13 protein-coding genes are annotated in these 14,563 nt (G+C 62.1%); 11 read left to right on the top strand and 2 right to left on the bottom strand.

Annotated features, from left to right (window positions below):
• The first annotated feature begins 276 nt into the window (after positions 1 to 276).
• On the top strand, positions 277 to 714 hold the full coding sequence (locus ACP92_RS10430) for a surface-adhesin E family protein (protein ID WP_041310602.1): 438 nt from the start codon (positions 277 to 279) through the stop codon (positions 712 to 714).
• Positions 715 to 795: 81 nt separating this feature from the next.
• Here ACP92_RS10430 and ACP92_RS10425 read toward each other — a convergent pair whose 3' ends face one another.
• Together ACP92_RS10425 and ACP92_RS10420 are read right to left on the bottom strand one after the other, a co-directional pair.
• Entirely contained in the window at positions 796 to 2,106 is a 1,311-nt protein-coding gene (locus ACP92_RS10425; protein ID WP_013234076.1) for a homoserine dehydrogenase, read from the bottom strand.
• Positions 2,107 to 2,178: 72 nt separating this feature from the next.
• Positions 2,179 to 3,408 carry a pyridoxal phosphate-dependent aminotransferase gene (locus ACP92_RS10420; protein WP_013234075.1) on the bottom strand — a complete coding sequence of 410 codons (1,230 nt, stop codon included), beginning with the start codon at positions 3,406 to 3,408 and terminating at the stop codon, positions 2,179 to 2,181.
• Between the two features lie 401 nt (positions 3,409 to 3,809).
• Here ACP92_RS10420 and ACP92_RS10415 point away from each other — a divergent pair, with 401 nt between their 5' ends.
• The 10 genes from ACP92_RS10415 to ACP92_RS10370 all read left to right on the top strand — a co-directional run bounded on the left by ACP92_RS10415 (position 3,810) and on the right by ACP92_RS10370 (position 14,563).
• Positions 3,810 to 4,190: an Mth938-like domain-containing protein gene (locus ACP92_RS10415; protein ID WP_013234073.1), complete on the top strand. Its 381-nt coding sequence runs from the start codon at positions 3,810 to 3,812 to the stop codon at positions 4,188 to 4,190.
• 54 nt (positions 4,191 to 4,244) lie between these two features.
• The gene (locus tag ACP92_RS10410) at positions 4,245 to 5,963 is read left to right on the top strand and encodes a glycosyltransferase family 39 protein (RefSeq protein ID WP_013234072.1); all 1,719 of its coding nucleotides are present in this window, start codon (positions 4,245 to 4,247) and stop codon (positions 5,961 to 5,963) included.
• Complete coding sequence (locus ACP92_RS10405) at positions 5,960 to 6,331, top strand: EamA family transporter (RefSeq protein ID WP_013234071.1); 372 nt, start codon at positions 5,960 to 5,962, stop codon at positions 6,329 to 6,331. Before ACP92_RS10410 ends, ACP92_RS10405 begins: the two co-directional genes overlap by 4 nt.
• Positions 6,332 to 6,435: 104 nt before the next feature.
• Positions 6,436 to 7,557, top strand: a complete 1,122-nt coding sequence (locus ACP92_RS10400) for a DegT/DnrJ/EryC1/StrS family aminotransferase (protein ID WP_013234070.1) — start codon at positions 6,436 to 6,438, stop codon at positions 7,555 to 7,557.
• A gap of 197 nt (positions 7,558 to 7,754) precedes the next feature.
• Entirely contained in the window at positions 7,755 to 8,711 is a 957-nt protein-coding gene (locus ACP92_RS10395) for a glycosyltransferase (protein ID WP_013234069.1), read from the top strand.
• Positions 8,708 to 9,625, top strand: coding sequence for a formyltransferase (locus ACP92_RS10390; protein ID WP_013234068.1), 918 nt, complete (start codon positions 8,708 to 8,710; stop codon positions 9,623 to 9,625). The genes ACP92_RS10395 and ACP92_RS10390 overlap by 4 nt, the downstream gene beginning before the upstream one ends.
• Positions 9,626 to 9,654: 29 nt before the next feature.
• Positions 9,655 to 10,710, top strand: coding sequence for a bifunctional UDP-4-keto-pentose/UDP-xylose synthase (locus tag ACP92_RS10385; protein WP_013234067.1), 1,056 nt, complete (start codon positions 9,655 to 9,657; stop codon positions 10,708 to 10,710).
• A gap of 293 nt (positions 10,711 to 11,003) precedes the next feature.
• Positions 11,004 to 11,945: a polysaccharide deacetylase family protein gene (locus ACP92_RS10380; RefSeq protein ID WP_013234066.1), complete on the top strand. Its 942-nt coding sequence runs from the start codon at positions 11,004 to 11,006 to the stop codon at positions 11,943 to 11,945.
• A gap of 47 nt (positions 11,946 to 11,992) precedes the next feature.
• A complete protein-coding gene (locus ACP92_RS10375; RefSeq protein ID WP_013234065.1) occupies positions 11,993 to 12,469 on the top strand; it encodes a peroxiredoxin in 477 nt (158 codons plus the stop codon).
• A 393-nt stretch (positions 12,470 to 12,862) separates the two neighbouring features.
• Positions 12,863 to 14,563 carry a PhoH family protein gene (locus ACP92_RS10370; protein ID WP_013234064.1) on the top strand — a complete coding sequence of 567 codons (1,701 nt, stop codon included), beginning with the start codon at positions 12,863 to 12,865 and terminating at the stop codon, positions 14,561 to 14,563.

The raw sequence follows: 14,563 nt of genomic DNA, 5'->3' as shown, positions 1-14,563 counted from the left end.
TGAAGTGGGAAGAAAGTCCACGATTATACGGCCTGAGGGCGCTGCACAAAAGCGCAGCCGGGGATTTGCCGCAAAAACCGCCCCGGCGCTGCCCCGGCAGCCACTTGCCGTGGATCATCAAGCTGAAATAAAACGTTACCAGGCTTGAAACACGGCCATGGCCGGGCTATGCTGCGCCACTTCTTGCTGTGCCGCCCGGTCTCTCTACTGGCCGGGAATGTTTGCACGCAGGCTCCCTCAAAGACGCTATTCAAACTCAACAAGGATGGAAACGGCATGAACATCAAGATCAAGACCCTGCTGGCCACGGCCGGCCTGTTTGGCGCGGTGCTGGCAAGCCTGCCGGCCCACGCCGAGAACTGGCAATCCCTGGGCGGCACCGACCAGGCTGAACTGCTGATCGATACCGATTCCATCGTCGAATCCGGCGGCGTGCGCGAAGCCTGGTCGCTGTGGAACTTCAAGGAGGCGCGCCCCAACAATGGCGACAAGAGCTTCCCCACCCTGAAGTCCTACAAGGACCTGCATCAATACAACTGCAAGGCCGGGACCATGAAGCTGGTGCGCGAAATCATCTTCGCCGAGAACGATGGCAAGGGCGACAAGCGCGATCACTCCGACGCCCTCAAGGGCATGGAATTCATCAAACCCAAGCCGATGTCGGTGGGCGACGCCATGTTGCAGGCGGTCTGCACCTTTGAGCTGAAGAAGTAAGCCAGCCCCGAGGTTCGCATAGGAACAAAAAACGGAGCCCGAGGGCTCCGTTTTTCGTTGCAGCAAGGCTCAGGACTGCGATCAGGCCAGCTCTTCCAGGCGGATCTTGGTGACCGTCCCCATCACGGTGGTCAGCGCCTCGATCTTGGCGATGGCGGCCTCGATGTTCTTTTCCTGGGTCTGGTGGGTCAGCATGATGATGTCGGTCTGCTGTTCACCTTCGGCCGGCTCCTTCTGCAGCATGGCGTCGATGGAGATGGTCGAATCGGCCAGGATGCGGGTGACATCGGCCAGCACGCCGGCCTGGTCGGCCACGCGCATGCGCAGGTAGTAGCTGGTGGAGACCTCCGACATCGGCAGCACCGGAGTATCGGCCATGGCGTTGGGCTGGAAGGCCAGGTAAGGCACGCGATGTTCCGGATCGGCGGTGGCCAGGCGGGTGATATCGACCAGGTCGGCGATGACTGCCGAGGCGGTCGGCTCGGAACCGGCGCCCTTGCCGTAGTACAGGGTCTCGCCGACGGCGTCGCCGCGCACCACCACGGCGTTCATCGCGCCTTCGACATTGGCGATCAGGCGCGCAGCCGGGATCAGCGTGGGATGCACGCGCAACTCGATGCCCTTGGCGGTCTGGCGGGTGATGCCCAAGAGCTTGATGCGGTAGCCCAGCTGCTCGGCATAGGTGATGTCGCTGGCCTGCAGCTTGGTGATGCCTTCCACGTGGGCCTTGTCGAACTGCACCGGGATGCCGAAGGCGATCGAGGCCATGATGGTCAGCTTGTGGGCCGCGTCCACACCTTCGATGTCGAAGGTCGGGTCGGCTTCGGCGTAGCCCAGGCGCTGCGCTTCCTTGAGCACGACGTCGAAGTCCAGGCCCTTGTCGCGCATCTCGGAGAGGATGAAGTTGGTGGTGCCGTTGATGATGCCGGCGATCCACTGGATGCGGTTGGCGGTCAGGCCTTCGCGCAGCGCCTTGATGATGGGGATGCCACCGGCCACGGCCGCCTCGAAGGCCACCATGACGCCCTTTTCCTGGGCCGCCTTGAAGATCTCGTTGCCATGCGTGGCGATCAGGGCCTTGTTGGCCGTGACCACGTGCTTGCCGTTGGCGATGGCCTTGAGGACGAGGTCCTTGGCGATGCCATAGCCGCCGATCAGCTCGATGACGATGTCGATGTCGGGATTGCTCACCACCAGGTTGGCGTCGTTGACAACCTTGACTTCTCCATTGGTCAGTTCGGTGGCGCGCTCGGTGTTGAGATCGGCCACCATGGTAATTTCAATGCCTCGGCCAGCACGGCGCGCAATCTCTTCCTGGTTGCGCTTGAGAACATTGAAAGTACCGGAACCCACGGTGCCGATGCCGAGCAAACCTACTTTGATGGATTTCATATTGTCTTCGTGGTTGGTGAAAAATGACCGCCACACCTGCCCGCGCGGGCGTGACGGGGACTGCTGAAGCGGTCAGGCCGTGCCGTGGCGGCGGCGATAGCCTTCCAGGAAATGCGCGATGCGGCCCATGGACTCGGTCAGGTCGTCGGTATTGGGCAGGAACACCACACGGAAGTGGTCCGGCGTGGGGCAGTTGAAGCCCGTGCCCTGGACGATCAGCACCTTTTCCTCGGCCAGCAGCTCGTAGGCGAATTCCTGGTCGTCCTTGATCGGATAGATCTCCGGATCCAGGCGCGGGAACATGTACAGCGCCGACTTGGGCTTGACGCAGCTCACGCCCGGAATATCGGTCAGCAGCTGATGGGCCAGGTCACGTTGCTTGGTCAGGCGGCCTTGCGGGCCGACCAGATCGTTGATGCTCTGGTAGCCGCCCAGCGCGGTCTGGATGGCGAACTGGCCGGGTGCATTGGCGCACAGGCGCATCGAGGCCAGCATGTTGAGGCCCTCGATGTAGTCGCGGGCATGCTTCTTCTCGCCCGAGACCACCATCCAGCCGGCGCGGTAGCCGCAGGAACGATAGTTCTTGGACAGGCCGTTGAAGGTGATGAACAGCACATCGTCGGCCAGCGAAGCCAGCGAGGTGTGGGTGTTGCCGTCGTAGAGCACCTTGTCGTAGATCTCGTCGGCCAGGATGATCAGCTGGTGCTGGCGCGCCAGCTCGATGATTTCCTTCAACACCTCCACCGAATACAGCGCCCCGGTGGGGTTGTTGGGGTTGATGACGACGATGGCCTTGGTGTTGGGAGTGATCTTCTTCTTGATGTCGGCGATGTCGGGCTGCCAGCCTTGCTGCTCGTCGCAGACATAATGCACCGGGGTGCCGCCGGACAGGCTCACGGCGGCGGTCCACAGCGGATAGTCGGGCGAAGGGACCAGCACTTCGTCACCGGTGTTGAGCAGCGCATTCACGCTCATGACGATCAGTTCGGAGGCGCCATTGCCCAGGTAGATGTCATCGATGGTGACACCCTCGATCTTCTTCTGCTGGGTGTAATGCATGACCGACTTGCGCGGGGCGAACAGGCCCTTGGAATCGGTGTAGCCGGAGGCGTTGCCCATGTTGCGGATCATGTCCTGCACGATCTCGTCGGGCGCGTCGAAGCCGAAGGCGGCCAGGTTGCCGATGTTGAGCTTGATGATCTTGTGGCCCTCTTCCTCCATCTGGCGCGCCTTCTCCAGCACGGGACCCCGAATGTCGTAGCACACATCTGCCAGTTTCTTGGATTTCTGAATCGGTCGCACAGCTCTTCCTCTTCCTCAACTTCTACTCATTGTCAGACGACCCGGACGGATCGCCATTGTCGGCCAGCCCCAGGAACCTTTTCACGCCTGGCGCCTCCATCACGACGCATTGCCATGGTCGCTGATGGTGCACCAGTTGTGCTGCGGCGCAAGCAAGACCAGGCTCAAGCGCTGCAAAGCCGCCCCGGACGCAGCCCGCAGGGCAAGCCGGGAACCGGCCATTTTGCCCAAAGCTAAGCATTTTATCAATCAAATAGGCGTGCGCCAGGGTAGGAAACGGCTACAATGCTGCACTTTACGACCCTGTTGCTGCGATGCATGTCGGAATGACATCCCGGCGCCGTCGCCTCGCCACGCCTCCAACGTAACCCGGCCACGGCTGCGCTGCAGCCCATCCTGCGATGAAGCTCCATTCAACCGAAACCAAGCAATACCAGACCGTCACCGCCTACGATGAAGAGGGGGTCGAGCTCAATGCGATCCGCTTCACCAACAGCCTCCTGGTGCTGCCCGAAAGCGAGCCGGTACCGTGGCCGGTGGACAGCTTCGAGGCGCTCACCGCAGCGCACTTCGAGCAGATCGACGCCACCCTGCCCGACGTGGTGATCCTGGGCACCGGCGAACGCCAGCGCTTCGTCCACCCCAAGCTGACCACGGTGCTGACCGCGCGCCGCATCGGCGTGGAATGCATGGACAACCAGGCCGCCTGCCGGACCTACAACATCCTCATGGCCGAAGGCCGCAAGGTGGCGCTGGCCCTGATCATCCCGCCCCAGGCCTGATCCGCTCTTTGCAGCGACAAAAAACCGAAGAACCCGCACAAGGAACCGCTGTCAATGCGCGAACTGTACAAATCCAAGGCGTTCGTCTGGACGCTCCTCATTCTCTTCCTGCTGGTCTGGTTCTGGATGCTGGGCGCACGCGTCCTGGTCCCCACCGATGAAGGCCGCTACGCCGAGATGGCGCGCGAAATGGTGGCCACGCAGGACTGGATCACCACCCGCCTGAACGGCATCAAGTATTTCGAAAAGCCGCCGCTGCAGACCTGGATGAACGCCATCACCTTCGAGCTGTTCGGCCTGGGCGAATGGCAGGCGCGGCTGTGGACGGGCCTGTGCGGCCTGCTGGGCATTGGCCTGGCGGCCTACACCGGCAAGCGCGTCTTCAGCGCCCGCGTGGGCTACTATGCGGCGCTGGTGCTGGCGTCGAGCTTCTTCTGGGCCGGCATGGGCCACATCAATACGCTGGACATGGGCCTGTCAGGCATGATGACCATCGCCCTGTGCGCCCTGCTCATGGCGCAGCGCGACGGCGCTTCCCGCGAGGGCCAGCGCAACTGGATGCTGCTGTGCTGGGCCGGCATGGCGCTGGCCGTGCTCTCCAAGGGGCTGATCGGCATCGTGCTGCCGGGTGCGGTGCTGGTGCTCTACACCCTCTTTGCGCGTGACTGGGCGATCTGGAAGCGGCTGCACCTGGTCAAGGGCCTGTTGCTGTTCTTTGCGATCTGCACGCCCTGGTTCGTGGCGGTGTCGCTGCGCAACCCGGAATTCCCGCAGTTCTTCTTCATCCACGAGCATTTCCAGCGCTTTACCACCAAGATCCATAGCCGCACCGGCCCGTGGTATTACTTCATTCCCATCCTGCTGCTGGGCATCATTCCCTGGCTGGGCGTGTTCTTCCAGAGCCTCTGGAAAGGCACCCGCGAACAGCGCGACACCGCCGGCTACAACAGCCTGAACGGCGGGCGTTTCCAGCCCAAGCGGCTGTTGCTGGTGTGGGCGGTGTTCATCTTCGTGTTCTTCAGCATCTCGGACTCCAAGCTGCCCTCCTACGTGCTGCCGATCTTCCCGGCGCTGGCCCTGCTGATCGCCTGCTACCTGGAAGAAGCCGACCACAAGGCCCTGGCCTGGGCCGGCTCGCTGGTGGCGCTGCCCTCGGCGGTGGCGCTGGCCTTCATTCCGCGCGTTCCCGAACTGGCCAAGGATGCCTACTCGCTGCCGCTGGTGCAGGCGCACATGCCCTACCTGTATGCCGGCGCGCTGATCTTCTTCATCGGCGGCATCGCCGCCATCCGTCTGGCGCGCCAGAACAAGGACGGCGCTGTCACCGCCCTGGCGGCCACAGCCTTCCTGGCGGGCCAGCTGCTGATCCTGGGCCACGAACCACAGGGCCGCTATTCGGCTGGCGTGGACTATGTGCCGGCGCTGCAGGCCGAGCTCAAGCCTGAAACCCCGATCTACCTGGTGGGTCGCTATGAGCAGTCGCTGCCCTTCTACCTGCGCCGCACCATGACCCTGGTGCAGCATGCCGATGAAATGGCCTTCGGCCTGAAGCAGGAGCCGCAGCTGTGGCTGCCGACGGTGGATGCCTTCGTGGCGCAATGGGTGGCCGACCACGCCGCCGGCAAGAAGGATATCGCCATCATCAACCCCACCATCTACCAGCAACTGCTGGAGCGCAAGCTGCCCATGCGTCTGATCGGCCAGGACCCGCGCCGCGTCATCGTGGCCAACGACCCCGCGCCTGACGCTGCAGAAAAGAAGGCGGCGAAATGAACCTGACCACCTTTGGCTTCATCTTTGCCGGGATCTGCCTCAATGCCGTGGCCCAGTTGCTGCTCAAGGCCGGGACCAACGCCGTGGGCGCGATCCACCTGACGGCCGAGAACTGGTTCTCGACCGGGCTGAAACTGGCCATGCAACTGCCCATCATCGGCGGCCTGTCCTGCTACGTGATCTCGGTGGTGGTCTGGATCATCGGCCTGTCGCGGGTCGACGTGACCGTGGCCTACCCCATGCTCTCGCTGGGCTACATCATCAACGCCGTGGGCGCCTGGTACTTCCTGGGCGAAGCGGTCTCGCTGCAGCGCCTCCTGGCCATCGGCGTGATCATCGTCGGCGTGGTCTTGCTGACCCGAAGCTGATTTACAATAGCGCCTTGCCGCGCCCGGCCTGCCGGTGCGCCCGGGCGGCTGCCGCGCTTGCGGCTGCCGCCTCCTTCCCGAATATCGTCTGACCGGAATACAACATGAGCCTGCCTTTCCTCCCCTTTGCCAAACCCACCATCGATGAGCCCACCATCGCCGCCGTCGGCGAAGTGCTGCGCTCGGGCTGGATCACCAGCGGCCCCAAGGTGCAGGCATTCGAAAAGGCCTTGTCCGACTACCTGGGCGGGCGCATCGTGCGCACCTTCAATTCGGGCACCTGCACGATGGAGATCGCCCTGCGCATCGCTGGCGTAGGTCCGGGCGACGAAGTCATCACGACGCCGATCTCCTGGGTGGCCACCGCCAACGTGATCCTGGAAACCGGCGCCACGCCGGTCTTTGCCGACATCGACCCGATCACCCGCAACATCGACCTGGACAAGCTGGAGGCCGCCATCACCCCGCGCACCAAGGCGGTGATCCCGGTCTACCTGTCGGGTCTGCCCGTGGATATGGACCGCCTCTACGCCATTGCCGCCAAGCACAAGCTGCGCGTGGTGGAAGACGCTGCCCAGGCGCTGGGCTCGACCTGGAACGGCAAGCGCATCGGCGCCTTTGGCGATTTCGTTTCCTTCAGCCTGCAGGCCAACAAGAACATCACCAGTTCCGAAGGCGGCTTCCTGGTCCTGAACAACGCCGAGGAAGCGCGCCTGGCCGAGAAATACCGTCTGCAAGGCGTCACCCGCAGTGGTTTCGACGGTCTCGAAGTGGACGTGCTGGGCGGCAAGTTCAACATGACCGACGTGGCGGCCGCCATCGGCCTGGGCCAGTTTGCCCATATCGACGCCATCACCGCCCATCGCAAGGAACTGGCGCGCCACTACTTTGCCTGCTTCGGCAGCGATTTCGAGAGCCGTTATGGCGCCCAACTGCCGGTGGCCGACTTCGAGAATTCCAACTGGCACATGTTCCAGCTGGTGCTGCCCGAGCGCATCACCCGCGCGGCCTTCATGGAAAAGATGATGGAAAAGCAGATCGGCATCGGCTACCACTATCCGGCCATCCACCTGCTCAAGCTCTACCGCGAGCGCGGCTTCGGCGAAGGCATGTTCCCGGTGGCCGAGCGCGTGGGCCAGCGCATCGTCTCCCTGCCCATGTTCAATACAATGAGTAAAGATGACGTTGTCCGTTCGGTAGAGACAGTAAAATCCGTGCTTGGCTGATTTTTGCCGAATTGCAAAGAAATTCGGCATAATTCGGCATCAATCGGTAAAACGCGCATCCGCCGCCCGAAATTGCATTTGCGCAACCCGCCTCACCTTGCCTGACCAGCTGGCCTGACCGCCGCGACCGACCTGCGTCGTGGTGCCTCGGGCCTTTGATTTATTTCAGTACCAGCATTTCCAGCACTAGAGATTTGATGAAACCAGAACTGTCCGTCGTCATCCCGGTTTACAACGAGGAATCGGGGCTCTCCAAACTGTTCGAGCGCCTCTACCCGGCGCTGGACGCCTTGGGCTACAGCTATGAAGTCATCTTCGTCAACGATGGCAGCCGCGACCGCTCCGCCGGCATCCTGGCCGAGCAGTATCGCCTGCGTCCGGACGTGACGCGGGTGGTCCTGTTCAATGGCAACTACGGCCAGCACATGGCCATCATGGCAGGCTTCGAGGCAACCCGGGGCGACATCGTCGTCACCCTCGACGCCGACCTGCAGAACCCGCCCGAAGAAATCGGCAACCTGGTGGCCAAGATGCGCGAGGGCTACGACTACGTCGGCTCGATCCGCCGCAAGCGCCAGGATTCGGCCTGGCGCACCTATGCCTCCAAGGCCATGAATCGCCTGCGCGAAAAGATCACCCGCATCAAGATGACCGACCAGGGCAACATGCTGCGCGCCTATGGCCGCAACGTCATCGATCTGGTCAACAAATGCCGCGAAATCAATACCTTCGTGCCTGCATTGGCCTACACCTTCTCGCGCAACCCAACCGAGATCGTGGTCGAGCACGAGGAGCGCTCGGCCGGCGAATCCAAGTATTCGCTCTATAGCCTCATCCGCCTGAATTTCGACCTGGTGACCGGTTTCTCGCTGGTGCCGCTGCAGTTCTTCTCGCTCTTGGGCATCGGCCTGTCCTTCGCCTCGGCGGCGCTGTTCATCCTGATCGTGCTGCGCCGCCTGCTGATCGGCGCCGAAGTGGGCGGTGTCTTCACCCTCTTCGCCATCACCTTCTTCCTGATGGGGGTGATCCTGTTCTCCATCGGCCTCTTGGGTGAATACATCGGCCGCATCTACATGCAGGTGCGGGCACGCCCGCGCTACGTGGTGCAGGCCATCCTCGAACAATCCTCTGCAGAAGACAATCAATCCACATGAACGCCGTCGTATTCGCCTACCATGATGTGGGTGTGCGCTGCCTGAAGGTCTTGCTCGCCCGTGGCGTGCAGGTTTCCCTGGTAGTCACGCATGAAGACAGCGCCACCGAGAACATCTGGTTCGGCTCCGTGGCCGGGGTCTGCCGCGAGCATGGCATTGCCTGCATCACGCCTGCCGACCCCAAGTCGCCTCAGCTGCTGGCCCAGGTGCAGGCGGCCCAGCCGGATTTCATCTTCAGCTTCTACTACCGCCATATGCTGCCCGTCGAAGTGCTGGCCGCGGCCAAGCGGGGCGCCTACAACATGCATGGTTCGCTGCTGCCCAAGTATCGCGGCCGCGTTCCCATCAACTGGGCGGTGCTGCACGGCGAAACCGAAACCGGCGCCACCCTGCACGAGATGACCGTCAAGCCGGACGCCGGCGCCATCGTGGCGCAGACCTCGGTGCCCATCCTGCCCGATGACACTGCCCATGAAGTCTTCGGCAAGGTTGTGGTGGCGGCTGAGCTGACGCTCTGGAACGTGCTGCCGGCCATGCTTTCCGGCCGCACGCCCAGCATGCCCAATGACTTGTCCAAGGGCAGCTACTATGGCGGACGCAAGCCCGAAGACGGCCGCATCGACTGGCGCCGGACCGCCCGCGAGGTCCACAATCTGGTGCGCGCGGTGGCCCCGCCGTATCCAGGCGCCTTCGAGGAAATCGCGGATGATAAAATTACGGTCACGAGAACCCGGCTGGTTCCGCCATCGGCTCACCCTGCCCTGCAGCGCGCCCATGGCATGCAAGACAAGTTCTTCGAAGGCGGCAAGTTGTACGCACGTTGTGGCGATGGCAACTTCCTCCAGATCCTGGGCATCCAGATCAATGATCAGGATGCTTCACTCAACAATTACCTGAAATACATGGCCTCCTGAAGTCCGGCCATCCACTAGCTCTCACTACTATGAAAAAAGTCCTCATTCTCGGCGTCAACGGCTTCATCGGCCATCACCTGTCCAAGCGCATCCTGGAAACCACGGACTGGCACGTCTACGGCATGGACATGATGACCGACCGTATCACCGACATTCTGGAAAACGAGGCCTACAAGTCGCGCATGCACTTCTTCGAGGGCGACATCACCATCAACCAGGAATGGGTGGAATACCACGTCAAGAAGTGCGACGTGATCCTGCCCCTGGTCGCCATCGCCACCCCGTCGACCTACGTGAACGCGCCGCTGCGCGTGTTCGAGCTGGACTTCGAAGCCAACCTGCCGATCGTGCGTTCGGCCGCCAAGTACAAGAAGCACCTGGTCTTCCCCTCGACCTCGGAAGTCTATGGCATGTGCCATGACGAGGAATTCGATCCGGAAGAATCCGAACTGATCTGCGGCCCCATCAACAAGCCGCGCTGGATCTACTCCTGCGCCAAGCAGCTGATGGACCGCGTGATCTGGGGCTACGGCATGGAAGCCGGCCTGAACTTCACCCTGTTCCGTCCGTTCAACTGGATCGGCGCCGGCCTGGACTCGATCCACACCCCCAAGGAAGGCTCTTCCCGCGTGGTGACCCAGTTCTTCGGTCACATCGTCCGTGGCGAGAACATCTCCCTGGTCGACGGCGGCCTGCAGAAGCGCGCCTTCACCTACATCGATGACGGTATCGATGCGCTGATGAAGATCATCGCCAACGAAGGCGGCGTGGCCTCCGGCAAGATCTACAACATCGGCAACCCGGTCAACAACTACTCCATCAAGGAACTGGCCGACATGATGCTGAAACTGGCCGCCGAGTATCCGGAGTACGCCGAGACCGCCAAGCAGGTCAAGCTGGTCGAGACCACCTCGGCCGCCTACTACGGCAAGGGCTACCAGGACGTACAGAATCGCGTGCCCAAGATCACCAACACCTGCGAAGAACTGAACTGGGCGCCCACGACCACCATGGCCGATACCCTGCGCAACATCTTCGACGCCTACCGCAGCCAGGTGGCCGAAGCGCGCGCCCTGATGGACTGATTTCCGTCCTTCAACGGCCAGCAAAACCGCGCTTTCGGCGCGGTTTTGTTTTTCCGCCGCCCGCTGTTGCAGTCACCGCCGCCCTGCTGCTGCGCTCGCAGCATTGTCGTTTCGTCAAGCAACAGATGGGCCGCTGGCGTCTGTTTGACGCTGTATGCTGCGTTGCTGCATATTGTTCTATCCGACGCAGGATGCTAGTCTCGCAACTTATCGGCAGGGCTGGACGTTGTCCGGGCCTGCCTACAACAGGACGGACCACCGCCCTCACCCTCATCCTCATCCGGCCCAGCGAATTGCCCAAACTCACACTCAAGATCGACGCTGACACCTACCGCGGCACCCGCGTGGGCGTCCCTAACCTGATCAGCCAGCTGCGCCGCCACGGCGCCGGCGCCACCTTCCTGTTCTCGCTCGGCCCCGACCATACCGGCTGGGCCCTGAAGCAGATCTTCCGTCCCGGTTTCTTCAGCAAGGTCTCGCGCACCTCGGTGGTGGAACACTATGGCATCAAGACACTGATGTACGGCACCCTGCTGCCGGCCCCCGACATCGGCAAGACCTGCGCCGATTTCATGCGCCAGGCCCATGCAGCCGGCTTCGAATGCGGCATCCACACCTGGGACCACCGGGTCTGGCAAGACAATGTGCGCACCGCTGACGCCCAATGGACCACCGAGACCATGCAGCAGGCCTATGGCCGCTATCACGACATCTTCGGTCATGCCCCGCGCACCCACGGCGCAGCCGGCTGGCAGATGAATGACCATGCCTTCGTGCAGCTGGACCAGTTCGGCATCGCCTACTCCTCCGATGGCCGCTCGCAATTGCGCGAAGACGGCAGCCTGGCCGACCAGGACGCCGGTCCGCATCGACTCTCGGTGTTCGGCAAGCCCCTGTCCTGCGTCCAGTTGCCCACCACCTTGCCCACGCTCGACGAGATCCTGGGCCGAACCATCCGCGGCAAGCTCATCGATGCAGGCAATGCCGCAGAGCTGCTGCTGGAGTTGACCAAGACGCCGCGTGACCACGTCTTTACCCTGCATGCCGAACTTGAAGGGCAGAAACTCGCCCCCATCTTCGAGCGGCTGCTGGCGGGCTGGCGCGCCCAGGGCTATGAACTGGTCTCCATGGGCGACTACTACCAGAGCATCCAGAACGACGTCCTGCCCATCCTGCCCATCAGTTGGGGCGAATTGCCCGGCCGTTCCGGCGACATGATCCTGCAGGCCATGTAAGGCCACCTGACTTCATCCAATACGACATCACCTACCGGGGCGCCACTTTGACAGACCGACCATCCCTCCTCAACAAGACCGTTCCAGACTTCTCGGCCGCCATGACCAGCGGCAAGACTTTCCAGCTGGCCGACTACCAGGGCAAGAACCTGGTGCTGTATTTCTATCCCAAGGACAACACCCCGGGCTGTACCACCGAGGGCATGCAGTTCCGCGACCTGCACGCGCAGTTCCAGGCGGCCAATACGGAAATCTTTGGCGTCAGCCGCGACAGCCTGAAATCGCATGAGAACTTCAAGGCCAAGCTGGGCATGCCCTTCGAGCTGATCTCGGACCCCGACGAAACCCTGTGCACCATGTTCGATGTCATGAAGATGAAAAACATGTATGGCAAGCAGGTGCGCGGCGTGGAGCGCAGCACGTTTGTGATTGACGGCGCAGGCAAAGTGGTGAAAGAATGGCGTGGAGTGAAGGTTCCTGCACACGTCGACGAGGTGCTGGCCTTCATCCAAACTCTGGCCTGACCCTCACCCTATTGCGAAACGCCCCAGGCGCCATCGCAACGGCCCACGAAGCTGCGGGGCCAGGCCGCGGAGGATTCGTCTGGCAAGCGTTTCCGACGCGTTCAACAAAAATGCGGTCAAACGATACAAGCCATTGAATTCAAACAGAAAAACGTTTGCTGGGAGCCGTTTCAGGTTAAGGCCCAAGGCCTGCCGAAACGGCTTTTTTACTTTTCGATTTGCCACTCCCTCTAATCAAGCCCTCGCCTTTGCCTCCCTTCAACCGCCGGGCAAGGGTTTCATTAGACTTCGCGGCCCCGCAGCTTTGTCCTGCTTCCCTTTGCTGTATGCAGTTCTGCTTCACCTGTTCGCTCTGACAAAGCGGAGTTTTCTTCATCCACTTCCGAGGTCCTGATGCCCCTGCCCAAAATGCCGAGCAAACCAGCTTCGATGCTGTCTCCCGAGGACTATCCCAAGGCCGATCGCAGCAAGCCTGTCAAACCGAACATTACTCTCGTAGAAACAACACCTGCACCTGCCGTTGCCTCACCCGTAGCCGCCGTTGCCCCCGCCGTGGAAGCCAAGGCCGCCGCACCGCGCGCCCGCATCACCGGCAAGACCACCACGGTCGCCGAAAAACCCAAGACCGCGCCCAAGAGCGCTGAAATCCGCCCCAAGTCCCCCACCAGCCGGGTGGCCGACAAGCTGGGCAAATCCAAGCTCTTCGTGCTGGATACCAACGTGCTGATGCATGATCCGACCTCGCTGTTCCGCTTCGAGGAGCATGACATCTATCTGCCCATGGTCACGCTGGAAGAGCTGGACAACCACAAGAAGGGCATGTCCGAAGTGGCCCGCAACGCCCGCCAGATCTCGCGCTCGCTGGATGCGCTGGTGTCGGACGTGGCCGAGGATTCGATCGACCTGGGCATCCCCCTGGCCAAGCTGGGCAACAAGGACGCCAAGGGCCGCCTGTACTTCCAGACCAAGCTGCAGAACGCCGCCCTGCCCGAAGGCCTGCCCGAGGGCAAGGCCGACAACCAGATCCTGGGTGTAGTGCGCGCGCTGGACCAGCAGTATCCGGAGCGTCCGGTGGTGCTGGTGTCCAAGGACATCAACATGCGCCTGAAGGCGCGCGCCATCGGCCTGCCCGCCGAAGACTACTTCAACGACCATGTGCTGGAAGATACCGACCTGCTGTATTCGGGCATCCAGCAACTGCCGGATGACTTCTGGAACAAGCATGGCAAGGGCATGGAGTCCTGGCAAGAAAGCCGCCACGGCAGCAGCTATACCTACTACCGTGTCACCGGCCCCTACGTGCCTTCGCTGCTGGTCAACCAGTTCGTCTTCATCGAGCCCAAGAATGGCGAGCCGGCCTTCTACGGCCAGGTCACCCAGATCAATGGCAAGACCGCCGTACTGCAGACCCTGCGCGACTTCGGCCATGCCAAGAACAGTGTCTGGGGCATCACCGCGCGCAACCGCGAGCAGAACTTCGCCCTGAACCTGCTGATGAACCCGGAGTGCGACTTCGTCACCCTGCTGGGCCAGGCCGGTACCGGCAAGACCCTGCTGGCGCTGGCCTCGGGCCTGGCCCAGGTACTGGAAACCAAGCTCTACAACGAAATCATCGTCACCCGCGTGACGGTGCCGGTCGGCGAAGACATCGGTTTCCTGCCGGGTACCGAAGAAGAGAAGATGGGCCCCTGGATGGGCGCCTTCGATGACAACCTCGAAGTGCTCAACAAGTCCGATGGTGATGCGGGGGAATGGGGCCGCGCAGCGACCCAGGACCTGATCCGTTCGCGCATCAAGATCAAGTCGCTCAACTTCATGCGTGGCCGTACCTTCGTGAACAAGTTCTTGATCATCGACGAGGCCCAGAACTTGACGCCCAAGCAGATGAAGACCCTGGTCACGCGCGCCGGTCCTGGCACCAAGATCGTCTGTCTGGGCAACATCGCCCAGATCGACACGCCCTACCTGACCGAAGGCTCCAGCGGCCTGACCTATGTGGTCGACCGCTTCAAGGGCTGGGCGCACAGCGGGCATGTCACCCTGGCGCGCGGCGAACGCTCGCGCCTGGCGGATCACGCCAGCGACGTGCTGTAA

It is taken from the genome of Herbaspirillum seropedicae, assembly GCF_001040945.1.
In the GTDB taxonomy this organism is placed as follows: Bacteria; Pseudomonadota; Gammaproteobacteria; order Burkholderiales; family Burkholderiaceae_D; genus Herbaspirillum; species Herbaspirillum seropedicae.
The sequence above is the reverse complement of the archived record's forward strand: the minus strand, read 5'-3'. Positions and strand labels throughout refer to the sequence as shown.